The following is an 18,508-nucleotide window of genomic DNA, read 5'->3' as shown; positions in this document are numbered from 1 at the left end:
GTGCGTCGAGGTTCTCCGCTCCATGTTCCACAGCGGCCGCTCCTACCGATCGGCCCGCGGCATCCGGACGACCGCCGTGCCGCCGTCCAGATCGACCGTCGTCCGGTTCGGGGGCGCCCCGTCCTCCTCGTCGTCCCGCATCAGGAGCGCCGACTGCCGTTCCTTGAGCTCGTTCTGCTTGCCCGGTGAAAGACTCGCGTGCAGCTGCTCGAACCCGGTCGCGGATATCTGGCCCTGCCGCGCACCGTTCCGCCAGGGCAGAACGCCCGCGCGCCCGGCCCGCAGCAGCAGCTGGTCCGCGAAAGCGAGCAGTGTCAGCAGGACGACCAGTCCGGGCAGGGTCATGAAGACGGCGAATTCCATGGCCCCAGTATCCGGGTCCAGGACGCGTTGTTCGAGATCGAGTCCCCAGGGCGCTGGACGATCGCTTACCAGCACCCTTCCTTCCCTCGCGACCGACCTGACGAAGTGCATGTCGTGTGGCGCTCGCCACCCGCTGGCCTCGGCCGCCCGGGGAACACTCTTCTCATGACAGATTTCGGTCTTCCGAAAGACATCGCGGCCTGCCTTTTCGACCTCGACGGGGTCATCACCAAGACCGCCGTCGTCCACGCGGCCGCCTGGAAGCGGACGTTCGACGAGTTTCTGCGGCGGCGCGACGGCGACGGATACCGCCCCTTCGACGACCACGCCGACTACGACGAGTACGTGGACGGACGCCCACGCGCCGACGGCGTCCGCACCTTCCTCGCCTCGCGCGGAATCGAACTGCCCGACGGAGCCCTCGACGACCCACCGGACAGGACGACCGTCCATGGTGTGGGCAACCGCAAGAACGACCTGCTCCTGGAGCTGATCCGCACCGACGGCGTCGAGGCGTACGACGGCACACTGCGCTATGTCGAGAAGGTCCGCGCGAGCGGTCTGCGGACCGCGGTCGTGTCGTCCAGCACCAACTGCCGCGACATCCTGCGTTCGATCGGCGCGGAGTTCCTCTTCGACCTACGGATCGACGGCGTCGTCGCCGCCGAGCGGCAGCTGCCCGGCAAGCCGCACCCCGACACGTTCCTGGCCGCCGCGCGGGACCTCGGTGTCCAGGCATCGGAAGCCGCCGTCTTCGAGGACGCGCTGGCCGGCATGGACGCGGGCCGCTCGGGCCACTTCGGCTATGTGGTCGGCGTCGACCGCGTCGGGCAGGGGGCCGCCCTGCGCGCGCACGGCGCGGACATCGTCGTACGGGATCTCGCGGAACTGGAGGCCGGGGAGTGATCACCCACACGTCGTACGCGGTCGAGCCGTGGACCGTGCGAGAGAACCAGCTCCACCTCGATCTGCTCCCGCAGAGCGAGTCCGTGTTCGCCCTCTCCAACGGCCATGTCGGCTGGCGCGGAAACCTCGACGAAGGCGAACCGCACGGCCTGCCGGGCTCCTACCTGAACGGCGTCCACGAGGTTCACCCGCTGCCGTACGCCGAAGCCGGATACGGCTACCCGGAGTCCGGCCAGACGGTCATCAACGTCACCAACGGCAAGATCATCCGGCTGCTGGTCGACGACGAGCCCTTCGACCTGCGCTACGGACGGCTGCGCTCCCACGAGCGCGAACTCGATCTGCGCACCGGTGTGCTCACCCGGACCTGCGAATGGACCTCTCCGGCCGGGTCGACGATCCGCGTGCGCTCCAGGCGGCTGGTGTCCTTCACGCAGCGCGCGATCGCCGCCGTCGCCTACGAGGTCGAGGCCGTCGACGCCCGGGTCCGCGTGGTCGTCCAGTCGGAACTCGTGGCCAACGAGCAGCTCCCGGGCCGCGATGGAGACCCCCGGACCGCGATCGTGCTCCAGGCGCCGCTGGAGGCGGAGGAACACTTCGCGGCGGGCAGCCGGCTGCGGCTGGTGCACCGCACCCGGCGCAGCGGACTGCGGGTCGCCGCAGCCGCCGACCACGTCGTCACCGGGCCCGAGCCGACCACGACGAGCAGCGAGAGCAGCGATGACGTCGCCCGCCTCACCGTCGCCTCCGTCCTGGCACCCGGCCAAACGCTGCGCCTGGAGAAGCTCGTCTCGTACGGCTGGTCGAGCACCCGTTCCCTGCCCGCGCTGCGCGACCAGGTCGACGCGGCGCTCGCGGCGGCCGAGAGCGGAGGCTGGCCGGCGCTCGTCGACGAACAAGGCGTCTATCTGGGCGACTTCTGGGCTCGCGCGGACGTCGAGGTCGAGGGCGACGAGGAGATCCAGCAGGCCGTCCGGTTCGCGCTCTTCCACGTCCTGCAGGCCGGTGCCCGCGCCGAACAGCGCGCGATACCCGCAAAGGGGCTCACCGGATCCGGATACGACGGACACGCCTTCTGGGACACCGAGACCTTCGTGCTGCCCGTGCTGATGTACACCTCGCCCGGCGCCGTCGCCGAGGCGCTGCGCTGGCGGCAGAACACGCTGCCCGCCGCACGCGCGAGGGCGGCCCAACTCGGCCTGCGGGGAGCGGCGTTCCCCTGGCGGACCATCGAGGGCTCGGAGGGCTCGGCGTACTGGCCGGCGGGAACCGCCGCGTTCCATGTGAATGCCGACATCGCCGACGCCGTGGTCCGCTACACCGCCGTCACCGGCGACGCGCGGTTCGAACGCGACACCGGAGTCGAGCTGCTGGTGGAGACGGCCCGGCTGTGGCGGTCCCTGGGCCACCACGACCACCAGGGCACCTTCCACATCAACGGGGTGACCGGCCCCGACGAGTACAGCGCGGTCGCCGACGACAACACGTACACCAACCTGATGGCCCGTACGAACCTCCTGGCCGCCGCGGACGTCGCCCAGCGCCACCCGCGGCAGGCCGCGGCCCTCGGTGTCGACGACGAGGAGAGCGCCGCCTGGCGGGACGCCGCCGAGGCCATGCACATTCCCTACAACGACGAACTCGGCGTCCACGAACAGCACGCGGGGTTCACCCGCTACCAGCCCTGGGACTTCGCCGCCACGCGCCCCGACCAGTACCCGCTCCTGCTGAACTTCCCGTACTTCGACCTCTACCGCAAACAGGTCGTCAAGCAGGCCGACCTGGTGCTGGCCATGTACAAGTCCAGCCCCTTCTTCGACGCGGAGCACAAGGCCCGCAACTTCGCCTACTACGAGCCTCTCACCGTCCGGGACTCCTCCCTGTCGGCCTGCTGCCAGGCCGTGATCGCGGTCGAGACAGGCCATCCGCGCCTCGCCTACGACTACTTGGTGGAAGCCGCGCTGATGGATCTGGAGGACCTGGAGCACAACACCCGCGACGGCCTGCACATCGCCTCGCTCGCCGGTACCTGGATGGCCCTGGTCGCCGGGTTCGGCGGCCTGCGCCACCACGACGAGGGGCTGGAGTTCACGCCCCGGCTCCCGGAGCGGTTCCGCCGCCTGGCCTTCACCCTGGAACTCCTCGGCCGCCGCCTGCGCGTGGAGATCGAGCCGGACGCCGCCACCTACACGCTGGTGACCGGAGAGGCCCTGGAGATCCGCCACTACCGCGAAGCCCTCACCGTCGACGGCGACAAACCCCACAGCCTCCCCATCCCGGCACCGAGGCTGCGCCCCGCCCCGGACCAGCCACCGCACCGGCGGCCGAACCCTCAAGGGTGAGGCGCAACCCGCGGCGTCAGCCGCGGGCGATGTCCTGGCGCCGCTCCACGGTCGCCGCCCCGCGGGTGGCGGCCGTGGTCGTCGGCTTGCCGCAGAACGCGGATTCCAGCGTGCTGTACATGGTGTTGAGCACGGTGGCGTTGTTGGAGGTGTTGGCGAGCGCGGTGACGCTGCGCTTGCCGTTCTTCGAGGTGAAGGCGTACGTGTAGTAGCCCTGCACGGTGCCCGTGTGCCCGTACACGGAGACCCCGCACGACAGGTCACGGCGGCGCAGACCGAGGCCGTAGGCCGTGGTGCTGTTGACCGGCGTCCACTTCTGCATCTGCGTCAGCTGGGCGGCGGACGTGAGCTTTCCGCGGAGCAGCGCGGAGAAGAAGGTGTCCAGGTCGTGTGTGGTGGAGATGATCGCGCCCGCGCTCTGCGCCCAGGACACCGTCTGCTTGGTGGAGTCCACCAGGGCCGCACCGGCCGCGTCGGGGGTGAGATAGCCGTTGGCGTGGCGGCCCGGGATCGTGGTGCCGGGGTGGACGTAGAAGGTGTTGGTGAGGTTCAGCGGCTTGAAGATGCGGTTTTCGTACTCCGTCTTCACGGAGTGGCCGGTGAGCTTCTCGATGAGCATGCCCGCGACGACGAAATTGGTGTTCGAGTACGAATAGGCCGCGCCCGGTGCGTTCGTGCGCGGCTTCTTCAAGGACAGTTTCACCAGGTCCCGGTAGCTGAACACCTTGTTGCGGACGGACTCGAACCCCGGGACCGTCTTGGCGAACATGTCGTTCGTGAAGTCGTACAGTCCACTGCGGTGGCTCAGCACATGGCGCACGGTGATGCGGTTGTCGGGGAGCAGCCCCGGCAGATAGCTGTTGACCGAGCGGTCCAGCTTCAGCTTGCCCTCGTCGACCAGTTGGAGCAGTACCACGGCGGAGAAGGTCTTGGTGACGCTGCCGACGCGGAACCGGTCGTTCGTGCTGATGGCCCGTCCGGTGGCACGGTCGGCGAATCCCTCGGTCAGCCGGTGCACCGTGCCGTCGTCGTCGATCCGCGCCATCGCGCCGGGGGCTCCCTGCGTCAGCGCCGTGCGCAGCACCTTGCGCAGCCCCGCGTCGTCGGGCGCCGCCAACGCCCCCGCCGCCGCGACCTGTTCGGCGTCGGCGCTGCTCGGGGCCGCGGATGACGCGGCCTGCGCGGGGGCTGCCAGGAGGGACACCAGAACCGCGCCCAGCGCCGTACCCGTGCCCACCGTTCCTGAGACCATCTGATTCTTCTCCCCAGTTCCTTCTGCCGGTGCGGATTCCCGGCACGAACCGCGCCGCGGATGCGGGCGTCGGCACCATCTCTACGCGCCGGACGGGCGTATGGGTTGCATTGCCAGAGGGTGAATCAGAAACGGTGAATCAGGAAGGGGGCGTCAGGAGGGTCGGACGGAACGGTGGCCAGGACGGTGTGTCAGGCCCCGAAGAGTTGCGTCCAGTACGTGCCCGCCTTGCCGCCGCCGGCGAGGCCGATGCCTATGTGGGTGAAGCCGGGCTTCAGGATGTTGGCGCGATGGCCGGGGCTGTTCATCCACCCGCGGACGACCTCGGCGGGGGAGCGCTGGCCGCAGGCGATGTTCTCGCCGATGCTCCGGCGGGTGCAGCCCGCGGCGGCGGCCCGGTCCCAGGGCTGGCTGCCCTCGGGGGAGGTGTGGGAGTAGAAGGCGCGGGCCACCATGTCGGCGCTGTGCGCCTGGGCCGCGGTGGTGAGCAGGGGGTCGACCGACAGGGGCGGCAGACCGGCCGCGGTCCTTTCGGCGTTGGTGAGCGCGACGACCTCGCCCGCTGTCCGTGCGAGGCCCGCGGAGCTGAAGGGCCACGCCCACAGTGCCGTCCAGTACAGGTCGCCCGAGCGGCCGTCGGCGACGTACGCCAGACCGGCCTGGCTGAACGCGGGGTCGCACAGCGTGCGCCGGGACTGCTCGGCGGAGAGGCAGTACTCCACGAACTCGCCCGGCGTGCGGGGGCCGGAGACCAGGTGCTCGCCGACCGTGAGATAGGTGTATCCGGCCGAGGTGACGCGCTGGTAGAGGGAGACGCCGTCCGGACTGTCGGAGCTGAGGACTGCGCGAGCGGCCATGCCGGAGGCGTGGGCCCGCGCCGCGGCCGCCAGCCGTGCGTCAAGGGAAACGGGTGGGGAACCGGCCGCGGCGCGCGCGGAGTTCACCAGGCCGAGGAACCCGTCCGCATCCGGCGCTCCGTCCGGCCTGGCGTCGTCCTCGGTGACCTCGATCCCGAAGTCCCGCGCGATGCCCGCCAGCCCGTCCGCGTACCCCTGGCCCAGGGCGCGCACTTTCCACCCGGTGCCACGCCGGTACAGCTCGGCGAGCAGCAGCACGGTCTCGCGCTGCGGACGGGGCGGTGTGAACACCGCGAGGGTACGACCGCCCGGTCCGGTGACGTGCAGGGTGGGCGCGGGCAGCCGGCCCAGCGGTGTCGCGGGGTCGGCCGGGCTGATGACCACGGTGACGCGGGTCGCTCCGGCCCGCAGGCCGAGCGGGTCGACGGTGAGGTGCTCGCCCTGGAGCCGGGCGCCGGGCGCGGTCGGCTGGTTGTAGAACACGAAGTCGCCGTCGCCGCGCACCTTTCCGCTGTCGTCGGTGATGAGCGCGGACACGTCGAAGGGACCCGGCACCCGGAGGGTGAGGATGCCGCCCGGCAGGGGCACATTGCCCCCGGGAACCAGCTCGTTCATAGTGCCGCCCGTCGGGGTGCTGTTCGCTACGGACTTCAACGTCCCGTCGGGGTGCGCGGGTTCCCGCGAACAGGGGGCACCGACGGCCTCGGTACGGCGCGCAGTGAGCGCAGGGCCAGCAGGAGCACACCGATGTCGTCCAGATAGACGGGGTCGGGCAGCAGGTCGGTCGGCAGCACGAGGTAGGCGACGGCGCCCCAGAAGACCCAGCGCGGTCCGGAGGGGAGCCCGGCACGCCGCAGCTCGCGGCGGGCGCGCACCAGCCGGACCAGGAGCACGATCGCCACGCCCAGCGCGGCAGCACCCAGGACCGCGACGATGAGGATCACTGTCCACGCGGTGGAATCCATGGCTCCGTCCAGGGCGCTCGTCGGGCTCTCCCTGCTTCGCCTTCCCCGCCGGGCCGCTCGGATGGCCCCCGGCTCGGCCATTCGCGGGGCCCGGGAGCCGAGGGCCCGTCCGGGGGCCTGTCCGGGGGATCAGGCCCTAGTGTCCGCCCGGCACGTCCCGGCGCTCGATGACGAAGTCGGCGAACTCGTGCCGGCCGGTCCGGTCGCCGACCGATGCGATCGCGGTACGGATGTCCCGCAGTTGATCCGTCGTCATCTGCAGCGGCGGCTCGTCGGGCTGGTACGTCGTACGCACCGGGTAGTCCCGGCCCGGCTGCCGGGTCATTTCGATATGACACCCGAGCACGTGCGTGACCGGTCGCCCGGCACAGAAGTCGATCAGGCGGTCGACGGTGCGGGTGAAGGCCGTCCAGTCCTCGACGTACAGGCGCCCGGGATAGACCGTGTCGCCTGTGAGCAGAAACCCGGTCCAGGGGTCGAAGAACGTCACCGCCGCCTCGTGATGACCTGGCGTGGCCAGGCACTCCAGCACCCGGCCGCCGAGGTCGACCCGAGCGATGCCGTCGGGATCGTCACGGAACCCGAAGAACTCCCACGCGCTGTCGAGGGACGCGTCCACGACCTGGGTGCCGGGGCGGTCGGTGAACTGCCCGTCCCCCGCGATGTGGTCGCCATGGGGATGGGTGTGCAGCACCAACAGCTCGTAACCGTCCCGGGGATGCGCGGCCAGCCAGGTCTCGATCACCTCGTCGACGACTCGGCGGAGCGGGAAGTACTCCGCCGAAGCCGTCGCGCCGGTGTCGATCAGAACCACTCGTGTGTCGCCGAACAGCAGGAACATGAACGGCGCCTCGTAGTCGATCGCCATGTTCTGCCGAAGGATGACCGTGTGCTCGTCGTACGGGTGGACCTGGATGTCGGGATCCGTGTTGTGCTTTGCCGACGGCGACCCGTGGATCCACCGCACGTCGAGGGGCCGTGCCGGTGCGGGTCCACCGGCTCCACCCGCACCTGCGGCCGTCGGCCTCTGCGTGTCCACGATGTCTCCCTGGGTGCTGGTCCTGCCGGGACCACCACCTGGGCCCGGGACCTCAGTTTCGCGCGGCGCCGTTGTCCACGAGGGCCTGGGTCACCGCTCGGATGCTGCGGGCGATGTGCTGGAGCTGCAGAACCTCGGCGGCGTACAGCTTGATGGTGTGCTCGATGACGCCCTCGTGCAGGCCGAGGGCGGGCAGTTCGGTACGGGCGGTCTGCAGCGCGGTGCGGGCGACGCGTATCTCGTGCTGGACCTGGATATGCGCGTGGCGGGCGAGGAGGACGGGGTGCTTGAGCAGCACGGGGTAGCTCGCGTAGCGGGTCGGCACCAGCTCGCGCAGCCACTTCACCGCCGATCGCTCCCAGTCGAAGCTGCCGGGGGTCTTGACCTGGCACGGCCAGTCCGAGGTGATCGGTGAGTATGTCAGGGCCATGTTCATCGCTTCCGGGTTACGTCGGCGGGTTGCGGGTCTGGGGCGGCCCCGGTCTAGGGGATGGCCGGGGCCGCCACCACGGGCGCCCGCGCAGACGGGGCCCGCCCGAACACCCGGGGCCCGATGCGGGTAGGAGCGGACGGCCCCGGGTGGTCGTAGGACGTGACCCGGAGGCCTCCTGGTCACGATCCGCGAGAAGTATTTATATATACCGCCGGATACGCAAGAACATGAAAATTTTCATGCGCGAATTGGGGTGAATGATCCCGTGATGCCGTGGTGACGGGGGGTGCGCAGGAGGGAGCGCGGAGGGAGCGCGGGAAGGTGCGCGGGAGGGGGTCCTTCAGTCCTTGAGGAAGAACTGGTGCTGCTCGGCGACCTGCTCGTACTCCTCCAGGCGGGCCTGCGTCCGCTCCGGATCGGCGTCCGTCATGGCCTGGAGCAGTGCCGCCGACAGCACCACGGGCGCGGCGTAGGAGTCGAAGACGAGACGTGATCCGGTGCCGGTGGCGAAGGTGACGTCGGCCTCGTCCGCCAGTGGCCCGAGGCCCAGGTCGGTGATCAGGGCGACCCGCAGCCCCGCGCTGCGCGCGACCCGCACCGCGGTGAGCGTCTCCTGTGCGTGCCGGGGCATGTCAAAGGCCAGCAGCCACGTGCCGCCCGCCTCGCGCGACTGGAGCAGTGCGTCGTAGGCGACGCTCCCGCCCCGGGTCACCAGCCGCACATCCGGGTGGATGCGGCGTGCGGCGTACGCGAAGTACTCGGCCAGCGAAACGGAGATGCGCAGCCCGAGCACCGTCAGCGGCGTCGATTCCGACAGCGCGCGGCCGGTGCGGATCACCTGGTCCGGATCGGTGAAGTCCCGGCGCAGGTTCTCCAGGTTCTCGATCTCGGCGTCCACCGCTGCCTGGAGCTCATTGCTCGTGGCCTCGGCGGGCGTGCCCGGCGCGCTGCCGAGGGCGCTGAGCGCGATCGACTGGAGCTTCTCCCGTAGCGCGGGGTAACCGCTGAAGCCCACCGCGGCGGCGAAACGCGTCACCGAGGGCTGGCTCACGCCCACGCGCTCGGCCAGATCGGTGATCGACAGGAACGCCGCCTCGGTGATGTGCTCGATCAGATACTGGGCGATGCGCCGCTGCCCGGGGGAGAGCCGGGGCCCGTCGAACATCTCCCTGAGCTGGGACATGGGGGCCACGCCCGCCTCCGGGGCCGTCTTCCCCGAGGTGATCGCAGATGCCTGCGCGCGTGCCTGCTGCGGCGATGGCACCGGTGCGCCTCCTTCATGTCCCACGAGCACTCAACATAGCTCACGGACCGTGCTGACCTGGGCGTGTATCACCACACGTGATATGCGGCGGTTCCCGTTTCGCCCACACCTGCGGGGTACCCGTGACAGCACGAGGACGTGCCTGTTCTCAGCTGATTCGAAGGCGAGAGGGGAGAGGATTTCCATGAGCGCGCATCCGCTGCCCGCATCGCAGGTCCAGGTGGTGCTCAGCGACTGCTCCGCGGTGGACGCGGGGCACCTGTTCTCCGTCCTGCGCGGTCGCTTCGCCTCGGACCGAGGCGCCGGGGACGAGCCCCACGAGTCCAAGGAGCACCGCCCCACGGTGTGGAGCGGCACCTTCGACACGTCCGGCGAGCGCAAGGGCGGGGCAGTGCCCGCGGCACAGCTCGCGGCGCCGGTGACCGCGGATGTGCAGGGCAGCCCTCTCGCGGTGAAGCGTCTGCTGGACACCCTGGGCGAGGCCTGCATCGTGTACGAGGTGGGCGAGGACTCCGGTGATCAGGAGGTCCAGGTCCAGCTCCGGCTGGAGGGCGAACCGGCGCAGGAGCGGATCCCACACGAATCGGGGTCTGCCACGTGAACACGATCACTCGAACACCATCACCTTGAACACGATGACTTGAGCAGTATACGGATTCTGCCACTTGAACAGAGTCCGATGAGCTGAACTCCCTTAGATTCACGACAACTTGACGACGGGCCATGGACACCGCGGGAGGCGGGAGTTGAGGATGGGAGTCCCCATCCGTAGGAGTTGTTCATATGCATAGACGACGCCTGCTCTCCGGCGCGGCCGCGCTCACGGCATCCGCAACCCTCGTCCCCGCGCTGACGGGCCCCGCGCAAGCCGCCCCGCGCGCCGCCTCACCCGGGTTGCCGTCACGGGCCGATATCACCGCTGTCCTGCGGCGCGTAGCCGATCAGTGGATCACCGCGCACACCGACCCCGGCGACAACGGCTGGGCCAACGCCACCTTCTTCAGCGGACTGCTCGCCCTCCAGCGCCTCACCGGCAGCGCCCGGTATCTGGGCTACGCCCGCAGCTGGGCGGAGAAACACGCGTACGGACTCAACGGCGGAGTGACCACCCGTCACGCGGACAACCACAACGCCGGGCAGGCCTATCTCGATCTGTACGAGAGGGAACCCGAGGAGCAGAAGCTCACCGCGATCGAGACGTCCCTGCACCGCATGGTCTACGAGGACCAGCCGGACAAGAACGACGACTGGTGGTGGGACGACGCCCTCCACATGGCGATGCCTCCCTTCGCCCGCATCGGCGTGCTGCGGGGCGACCCCCAGTACGGGGAGAAGCTGTACGCCCTCTACGACCACACCAAGCGCATCGAGGGCGGCCCCGGCCTGTACGACCCGGCCACGGGCCTGTGGTACCGCGACAAGCGTTTCCTGCCCGGAGGCATCACGTCCCCCGCGGGCAAGCCGGTCGTGTGGTCGCGCGGCAACGGATGGGTGGCGGGCGGACACACCAAGACCCTCAAGGCCCTGCCGCCCGATGCGCCGCACACCGCCGAATACCGTGACACCCTGACCCGCCTGGTGACGGCCGTGGCCGGCGTGCAGCGCACCGACGGCTTCTGGAACGTCAACCTCGCCGACGCCACCCATCTGCCCGGCCCCGAGACCAGCGGCACGTCCTTCTTCCTCTACGGCACGTCGTACGCGATCTGGGCCGGCCTGGTCGACCGGAGCACCTACCTCCCGGTGGCGGCCCGAGCCTGGAACGGCCTCGTCGGCACGGCCGTACACCCCGACGGCTTCCTGGGCTACGTCCAGAACGTCGGCGACCGCCCGGAGTCCAGCCAGCCCGTCACCTACGACAGCACCGCGAACTTCGGCGTCGGCGCCTTCCTGCTGGCCGGCACCGAACTCGCCCGTCTGTCCCCCTCCTGACGACGACGGACCGGAGCCCCCACCGCTGGTTCGCGGCGGGGGCACCGTGGGGTCGACCGGTCAGGGCTGTGCGGTGAGCGTGAAGCTCTGCGCGGGGGAGTCGTCGCAGGGACGCTGGGTGAGCTGGACGCCGTTCGTCGCGGCGCTTGCCGCACTCAGACACTTGCCGCTGTGGCGGGCGATGAAGTGGTAGCGCCCGCTGCTCTCCTGCACGGCCTTCCACTGCTGGTTCTGTCCGCCCGAGTAACTCCACAGCTGGAGCGGCGCGTTGTCGGCCGTCGAGCGGTCGGTCACGTCGACGACCTGCTGCGGATTGCCGCGGATGGTGATCCGCGCGTAGCCGCTGTCCGTCGAGCGGAACTGGAACTGCTGTGCCTGCGTGCCGTTGCAGGCGTACTGCTGGATCGCGGTCCCGTTCGCCGTGGCCGCCGAACGAGCGTCCACGCAGGTGCCGTTGGCGCTGTTTGTGAGCGAGGACCAGTCGGTCTCGGAGATCGGGCCCGCCGGCGGCACGGAACCGTCGGCGCCGCCCAGCCACTTGAGCCCGTCCAGGAGGAACCGGTTCTGGGTCTCACTTGCGAACGTCGACGACAGACGGGTGTTGGTCGAGTAGTCCATCGCGTTGTGGCCGAAGTTCGCGTACAGCATCCGGTACTGCGTGTTGGTCCACAGGATCGGGTAATACCCGCTGTACCAGGTCTGGTTGGGATCGGTGCCCAGCGGGAAGCTGCTGGGGTCGATCGACGCCAGGATCTTGATGTTCGGGTTCTGCCGCAGGTCGTTGGTCCAGCTGTACCACTCGCTGACGGACGAGGTGAACGTGGCCGGCAGGTTCTTGGTGGACGGGTGTGTACGGTCCTCGACCTTCAGGACCGACGTCGTCGGACCCCAGGTGTTCGTGCTGAAGTTGCCTGTGCCGAGGAACTGGTTGTGGTACCACGGCCAGCCCGCCGCATTGGTCGTGAAGGCGGCTACATGGAAGCCCATCCAGGCACCGCCACCACGCATGTACTGCTCGAAACCAGTCCGTTGGGCGGACGTCTGCGGCAAGTCGTCGAGGAACAGTACGACTTGGTAGGCGTTGACGCCGCCGTTGCTGAGTAGGTCCCAGTTGTTGCTGGCCGTGTAGGTGAAACCATTCGCCGCGGCATGCTGGGGGAACCAGTCGTTCGCTTCCTTGACGAAGTCGATGTGCGCCGCGTCCCACGTGCCGCTGTAGAGCGCCAGCACCTTGAACGGTGTCGCCGTGGTGCTCGCCTGGGCGGCGGGTGGTGCCGCCAGACCGAGCAGCGTCGCCAGCAGAAGGAGGACCCGCAGGGCTGCGCGGGCGGAGTCGGATCTGATGGTGTGCATCTGCTGATCGATCCTTCCGTGCGGGTTACGGGTAGTTGGTGAGGTAGGCGACGTTGGTGCTGGAGTTGGACGGTCCTCCGGTGCTGTTGATGATGTGACTGATGGTGCCGACACCGCCCAGCGAGACGGTCACCATGTCGTGGAACTTGACGCCTGACACGCTCGGCACCTCGAAGGCGTGATCGGCGACCACGCTCGAGTTGGCGCTGAAGTAGCAGTAGCTGCCCAGACCCCATGCCTCGTGGCTGGTGACGGAGGCGGCGACCTTGTAGGCGGGATAGCCCTTTCCGGTGCCGTTCATCCAGGAGGCCTGGTTCGGCGGGTCGTAGGGCATCTCGTTCTGGAAGAAGTACGTTCTGCCGCCGTTGCCGTTCCAGATGACCTGGGTCTTCTGGAAGTGCTCGACGAACAGGCCGTACGCGGTCACGTTGCTGCCGTTGACCACCAGCCCGGTGTCCGCCGTGTTGGTGGTCCAGCCGACCGTGCCGCCGTTGCCGTGGTCGGCCCGCCAGATCCAGGTGTGGTCGATGATCGTGTTGGTGCTGTTGACCACCAGCGAGTTGGTCGCCTTGCCGACGGTGGCGCCGCCGATCCGGATGAAGACGTCCGACAGCTGCGTCGGGTCGCTCGCGTGGGTGGCGGATGAACCGGCCGGGCCGATCTGCATCAGCGTCGGGGAGTTGGTGGTGCCCGCGTCGATCAGCAGGCCCGCCAGCTGGATGCCGTCCACGTCGGCGGTGGTGACGGCGGTGATCCCGCCGTCCGGCACGAAGGTGGCCAGGCCCATGCCCAGCACCACCGTGTCGGGGCGCGTGATGTTGATCGTCTGGTTGAGGTGGTAGACGCCGGGGGTGACCAGCAGGTTCTTGCCGGCCGCGAGGGCCGTGTTCATGTCGGCCGCGGTGGCGCCGGGCTTGACGATGTAGAACTGGTCGATCGGCAGGGACTTGCCCGCCGGGGTCTTCCCGCTCCACGTGGTGCCGACGGCGTTGGTCTGCAGCCCGGGCACGAACACCTGGTAGGCGCCCGCGCTGTCGACGTACAGGAACGGCTTCTCGCGGATCGTCGGCGAGCTGGCGACGTTGGTGTACGTCGGGAAGGACTGGGCGGGCGCGCCCTGGTCGCCGACGAAGACCATGTTCCAGTTGGAGCCGGACCAGCTGCCCATCTGCGAGTTCCGGGTGAGGAACTGCTGCTGGGAGCCGGACTGGATCTGCCCGTCGACCTTGGTGTCGGAGATGAAGCCGCCGCTGGACCAGCCGCCGTCGTCGAGCGCGAGGTTGCCCCGCACGTGCATGCGCCGGTAGGGGGCGGCCTGAGAGACGGCCCAGCGGTCGGTGCCGTTGGTGGGGTTGACCGACAGGTTCTCGGCGTCGCGCCAGAAGTTCTGGGTGGCGTTGCCCTGGAACCAGTCGGCCTCCGCGTGCACGGAACCGTTGATGGTCACGTCGTCCGGCGAGAAACCCAGGCCGGCGACCTGCGTGTAGAAGCCGACGTTGGCGTTGGCACTGTAGGTGCCGGGCTTGAACAGCAGGGCCTGGCGGGCCGAGCCGAACTGGTTGGTCTCCTGCTGGGAGAAGACCGAGTCCAGCTTGGACTGGATGCTGGACGCCGACATCGACGGGTCGAACACCGTCACGTTGGGACCGAAGTCCGGAGTGCCCGGCGGGTTCGTCGTGCCGCCGCCCAGGGTGAAGGACTGCGCGGCGGTGCCGTTGCACGTGTACTGCGCCAGCTGCACGCTGTCCGCGGTGGAGGCGCTGGGGACGTCCAGACACTTCCCGCTGTTGCGGTTGACGAAGTGGTAGGCGCCGTCGGCCTCGGCGACGGGCAGCCACTGCTGGTTGTTGCCGCTGGAGTACGTCCACAGCTGGACGGTCGCGGAGTCGGCGGTGGAAACGCCGGTGACGTCCCAGGCCTTGGTGGCGTCGAGGTTGCTGTTCACGCGGTAGTAGCCGTCGCTGGTGGCCACCAGCTGCCAGTTCTGGGCGGTGCTGCCGTTGCACGTGTACTGCTGGACGGCGGTGCCGTCGGCACTCGCGGCCGAGCGGGCGTCGACGCACTTGCCGCTGCCCTTGTTGACCACGGTGGTGTACCCGGTCGGTATGGCGGCGGCCGCAGCGGTCTGCGCGCTCGCCGAGCCCTGCGCGGCGAACTCGATGCCGGTCACGGTGGTCGCCGCGAGCGCGACCACGGTCAGAACCCTCGGTATCCGGTGGCGGCCGGACAGTCTCTTCCGTCTGAGCACGGATCTGGGCACGGATATCTCCTGCGGTGATGGGGGGTGAATGGGCGGAGAGCGTCCGTCAGCCGGTGTACTGGGCGAAGATGCTGGTGAACTGCCAGTTGCTCTGGGCCACGCCCGAGCAGGTGTCGTCGTTCGGGTAGCTGCCCGGGCAGGGACGGTCACGGTTGGCCGACCAGAACGTCAGCCGCGCGAGGTGGTGCGTCTGCGCGTAGCCGAGGATGGTCTGGAAATCGGCGGTGGTGACGGTCTCGTTGTTGTCGGTGATCCCGTTCATGGAGGAGATGCCCATGTCGCGGTACGCCTGGTCGTCGCTGTAGCCGTACGCGTTCTTGAGCGCCGTCTTCAGACCCTCCGCGGCCCGCTGGGTGAGCGTTCCCATGTTCTGCCCCGCACCACCGAAGTCGAACGGCATGATCGTCCAGCTGTCCACGGTCAGCCCGGACGCCGCGGCCCGGTTGATGAGGCCCGTGTCGGGGCCGCTCTGCCCGGTGCCGATGGTGACGTACACCTTGATGCCCGGATTGTTGGCCTTGATCGTCTTGAGTGCGTCCACGGTGCGCTGCTGCACCGTCGTGTTGCTGTACGCGTCGGCCTCGATGTCGATGTCGATGGCCTTGAGCCCGTAGGCGCTGATGACCTTCTGGTACGCCGCCGCCAGCTCCCCGGCGCTGGAGCAGGAGCTCTCCAGCTTGTTGCCGCTGTAACCGCCGAACGAGGGGATGATGTCGCCGCCGTTCGCCCGCACGGTGGTGACGGTCTGCTGGTCGACGCCGCCGGTCAGCGGGCGGCTGCCGTCCCACTGCGGGTTGCAGTAGCCGTTGCTGAGCACGAAGGCCAGCGTGAACCACTTGACGCCGGTGGCGTTCATGACGGTGGTGGGGCTGGGCGGGCTGCCCCAGCCGTTGTAGAGGTACGGGGCTACGGCCATCGGCGCGGAGGGGGTCGTGCCTCCGTCGGCGGCGGGCGCGGTCCACTTCTGGTTGGCGGCGCCTGTGCAGGTCCAGATCTGTATGGGTGTGGCGTTGGCCGAGGTGTTGCCCGTGACGTCGGCGCACTTGTTGGCCTGCGGATTGACGATGTCGCGGGCCGAGGTGACCGTCCACTTCTGGTTCGCGCCGCCGCTACAGTCCCACAGCTGGAGATTCGCGCCGTCGGCGGTCGCATTGCCGGTGACGTCAAGGCACTTGCCGAGGGCGCGTATCGTCCCGTCGGAGCCGACCGTCCACTGCTGGGCGGCGGTGCCGTTGCAGTCGTAGAGCTGTACAGCCGTACCGTTCGCGGAGTTCGCTCCGGCCACGTCGAGGCACTTGCCCGCGAGACCGGTGATCGTGCCGGTGGCGGCGGAGGCGGGCGCCGCGCTCAGAGCACTGGCTGACAGGGCGAGTAATGCCGTGGTGAGTGTGGAGCGCAGTGCGGTGGAGCGCGCGAGGGAATGTCTGGCCATCAGAGGGATCACGGCCCTTCACAGGTGGCTGGTGGGGGGTTCACACGGGTTCACATGTGTTCACGTCCATGAACGTCGAGCGCATTCATGGAGCGTTGGTGATCGGTGAACCTAAAGGTCTGAACCAGACACGTCAAGACGTGAAGCAGTAACACCCTTCAATTGCTCCGCCGGCACAAGGAGTTGAAGGCGTGATCCGGTGGTGCCGCGCGCTGGGCACTTGGTTCTCGGCTCAGGCGAACAGCTTCCGGAGCAGTGTGTTGTCGTACACCCGGTGCGGGTCGAGCCGGTCCAGGATCGCGGCTGTCGCTCCCCAGTCGGGGCCCGTACCGTCGTCGAAGGTGGCGGGCACGTCGGTGCCCAGGACCTCCTCGTCGGTCCATGCGGCCTCGTCCGTGTACCCCCAGCCCTTGGACCACTCGACGCGGGTGAGGGCGTATCCGCCGTCGTACGTCTGGAGCAGGAAGCGCTCCAACTCCCGGTAGAACGCTGCCGCGTCGAGCGTGCCGGGCAGGGTGAGCACGTCCAGCCAGACGGCCGTGTCCCACTCGGGGTGGTCGGCTCGGGGGCGCAGTGCGGACAGCAGCGGGGTGCGGGCGCCGGGCGATTCGGCGTCGGACGGGTCGTCGAGGCCGGTCACGCGGATCTCGACCTGGCCGTTGACGGGGTAGCGCCCGTGGGCGGCGTAGGTGGTCAGCCGTTCGCGGAAGAAGGTGGTGAACTCCGAGACGACACGCTGCACTTCGCCTCGTGAGGTCAGCACGGCGTAGCCGTTGGCGGTCACCCGCAGGGTGGTGGGCTTGATGTAGAGCAGCGTGTTCTTGGACGGTCCCCAGATGTCCGCCGACAGCGTGGCGGTCAGGCCCAGGGTGGCCGCGGTGAGTTGCGCGGTGCCCAGGGCCGGCGCCAGGTACCAGGCCGCATCGGACACGATCCGCCCGGCGAGATCGGCCACGGCGGTGGGGATGTTGTCCGAGAAGGGGTAGTTGTACGGCGACGTCACGCGGCGCGAGGTCAGCGGCTGGGTGGGGGCGACGCTCCATACCTTCAGCCAGGGGAACTCGGTGAACGCGAACCAGATCGCCTCCGCCCGCCCGGACTCGTCGAGGAAGCTCGCGAAGGTACGCCCATCACTGCCCGGCGCCGCGAAGAGCTCGGCGGCGGGGATGTCGACGCGGCTGACGCAACGCAGGTTGGTGTTCGCGCCGACGCGCAGCACGACCTCGGTGATCAGGGCGCGGCCCAGATGGGTGAGGAGGGCCGCGCCGTCCGCGTCGCCCCGTTCGTAGGTGCGCAGCACATAGGCGTCACTGTCCGCGTCCCAGACCACCGCTGTCAGCGACAGCACGAGATTGCTGAGCGAGCCGTAGGTGTGACCGGGCAGACGGGTCTCGCCGTCGGCCGGGACGGCGGTGCCGTGCGCGTCGATGGCCAGCGCGCCGCCGAGCGTCAGATCGCCCGGCGCGGGTGTCGCGGTGAGACCGAGACCGCGGTCCTCCAGGAAACCGAGGAGGGTTTCGAGGGTGACGCCGGCACCGGCTCGTACGGCGGCGGGCTCGGTGGACTCCAGCGTCAGGCCGGTCAGACGGGTGGCCGTGTCGATCAGCAACACCGGGGCGCCGGTCTCGGTTCCCGCGGGGATCGTCAGGGGCGCCCAGCCGTGGGAGCAGCCCCGTGCGCGGACCGTCCAGCCCTGCTTCCGGGCCCAGTTGACCACCTGGACGACCTGGTCCGCGTCGCGCGGCGCACAGGCCCACAGTCCGTCGGCGGTGATGTCTCCGACCCAGTTGCGGTACGCCGACCGGTAGACGTCGACGCCCTCGGGGAACCCGGGCAGATCGGCCGCCATGGCGTGTCCCGGAGTCACGACCTGGTATCCGGCTGCGAGCGAGGCGGCGCTCAGCAGGAATCCTCGGCGCGACCACGCCGGGCGCCCTTCACTTCTTATATGGTCAGTCACGCGGTGCACGCTAGGCGGAGGTTTACACGAATCACCGTTCTGTCGAAGCGCTTCACTCTAACGAGTGACAAACCCGCACAGGCTGTTCTTTGTGGACGCACAGAAACGACGGACGGACGGCCGTCCACGACGGGCTTCGTACGGCACCCG

Annotated in this window: 15 protein-coding genes; 4 read left to right on the top strand and 11 right to left on the bottom strand. The window is 69.3% G+C overall.

The window, feature by feature from the left end; genetic code table 11:
* Window positions 1-42: 42 nt before the first annotated feature.
* Window positions 43-363 (bottom strand): DUF6191 domain-containing protein, encoded by a 321-nt coding sequence (locus tag ACZ4WS_RS29850; protein WP_467985269.1) that lies wholly within the window; start codon window positions 361-363, stop codon window positions 43-45.
* Window positions 364-528: 165 nt separating this feature from the next.
* Between ACZ4WS_RS29850 and ACZ4WS_RS29845 the strand changes: the two genes are divergently transcribed.
* Both ACZ4WS_RS29845 and ACZ4WS_RS29840 read left to right on the top strand, forming a co-directional pair.
* Entirely contained in the window at window positions 529-1,269 is a 741-nt protein-coding gene (locus ACZ4WS_RS29845; RefSeq protein WP_467985267.1) for a beta-phosphoglucomutase family hydrolase, read from the top strand.
* On the top strand, window positions 1,266-3,611 hold the full coding sequence (locus tag ACZ4WS_RS29840; RefSeq protein ID WP_467985265.1) for a glycoside hydrolase family 65 protein: 2,346 nt from the start codon (window positions 1,266-1,268) through the stop codon (window positions 3,609-3,611). Before ACZ4WS_RS29845 ends, ACZ4WS_RS29840 begins: the two co-directional genes overlap by 4 nt.
* A 16-nt stretch (window positions 3,612-3,627) precedes the next feature.
* Here ACZ4WS_RS29840 and ACZ4WS_RS29835 read toward each other — a convergent pair whose 3' ends face one another.
* From ACZ4WS_RS29835 to ACZ4WS_RS29810, 6 genes are all read right to left on the bottom strand, one after another.
* Complete coding sequence (locus tag ACZ4WS_RS29835; protein WP_467985263.1) at window positions 3,628-4,863, bottom strand: serine hydrolase domain-containing protein; 1,236 nt, start codon at window positions 4,861-4,863, stop codon at window positions 3,628-3,630.
* 191 nt (window positions 4,864-5,054) lie between these two features.
* A complete protein-coding gene (locus ACZ4WS_RS29830) occupies window positions 5,055-6,335 on the bottom strand; it encodes a CAP domain-containing protein (RefSeq protein ID WP_467985261.1) in 1,281 nt (426 codons plus the stop codon).
* A gap of 35 nt (window positions 6,336-6,370) precedes the next feature.
* The gene (locus ACZ4WS_RS29825; RefSeq protein WP_467985259.1) at window positions 6,371-6,685 is read right to left on the bottom strand and encodes a DUF1232 domain-containing protein; all 315 of its coding nucleotides are present in this window, start codon (window positions 6,683-6,685) and stop codon (window positions 6,371-6,373) included.
* Between the two features lie 136 nt (window positions 6,686-6,821).
* On the bottom strand, window positions 6,822-7,724 hold the full coding sequence (locus ACZ4WS_RS29820; protein WP_467985257.1) for an MBL fold metallo-hydrolase: 903 nt from the start codon (window positions 7,722-7,724) through the stop codon (window positions 6,822-6,824).
* 52 nt (window positions 7,725-7,776) lie between these two features.
* Complete coding sequence (locus ACZ4WS_RS29815) at window positions 7,777-8,160, bottom strand: hypothetical protein (RefSeq protein ID WP_467985254.1); 384 nt, start codon at window positions 8,158-8,160, stop codon at window positions 7,777-7,779.
* 337 nt (window positions 8,161-8,497) lie between these two features.
* Window positions 8,498-9,421: a MurR/RpiR family transcriptional regulator gene (locus ACZ4WS_RS29810; protein WP_467985252.1), complete on the bottom strand. Its 924-nt coding sequence runs from the start codon at window positions 9,419-9,421 to the stop codon at window positions 8,498-8,500.
* Window positions 9,422-9,605: 184 nt separating this feature from the next.
* On the opposite strand from ACZ4WS_RS29810, the gene ACZ4WS_RS29805 reads away from it, so the two are divergent.
* Window positions 9,606-10,022: a hypothetical protein gene (locus ACZ4WS_RS29805; protein WP_467985250.1), complete on the top strand. Its 417-nt coding sequence runs from the start codon at window positions 9,606-9,608 to the stop codon at window positions 10,020-10,022.
* A 182-nt stretch (window positions 10,023-10,204) separates the two neighbouring features.
* A complete protein-coding gene (locus tag ACZ4WS_RS29800; RefSeq protein ID WP_467985248.1) occupies window positions 10,205-11,353 on the top strand; it encodes a glycoside hydrolase family 88 protein in 1,149 nt (382 codons plus the stop codon).
* Window positions 11,354-11,413: 60 nt separating this feature from the next.
* Here the strand turns inward: ACZ4WS_RS29800 and ACZ4WS_RS29795 are convergent, their stop codons facing one another.
* From ACZ4WS_RS29795 to ACZ4WS_RS29780, 4 genes are all read right to left on the bottom strand, one after another.
* Window positions 11,414-12,706, bottom strand: coding sequence for a ThuA domain-containing protein (locus ACZ4WS_RS29795; protein WP_467985246.1), 1,293 nt, complete (start codon window positions 12,704-12,706; stop codon window positions 11,414-11,416).
* A gap of 25 nt (window positions 12,707-12,731) precedes the next feature.
* The gene (locus tag ACZ4WS_RS29790) at window positions 12,732-14,966 is read right to left on the bottom strand and encodes an RICIN domain-containing protein (RefSeq protein WP_467985244.1); all 2,235 of its coding nucleotides are present in this window, start codon (window positions 14,964-14,966) and stop codon (window positions 12,732-12,734) included.
* A 46-nt stretch (window positions 14,967-15,012) separates the two neighbouring features.
* Window positions 15,013-16,398, bottom strand: coding sequence for a ricin-type beta-trefoil lectin domain protein (locus ACZ4WS_RS29785; protein ID WP_467985242.1), 1,386 nt, complete (start codon window positions 16,396-16,398; stop codon window positions 15,013-15,015).
* A 232-nt stretch (window positions 16,399-16,630) separates the two neighbouring features.
* On the bottom strand, window positions 16,631-18,358 hold the full coding sequence (locus ACZ4WS_RS29780; protein ID WP_467985240.1) for a cholesterol oxidase substrate-binding domain-containing protein: 1,728 nt from the start codon (window positions 18,356-18,358) through the stop codon (window positions 16,631-16,633).
* Window positions 18,359-18,508 lie beyond the last annotated feature (150 nt).

The sequence above is a fragment of the Streptomyces sp. NPDC029292 genome (assembly GCF_055569295.1).
This window is presented reverse-complemented; position numbering and strand designations above follow the sequence as displayed.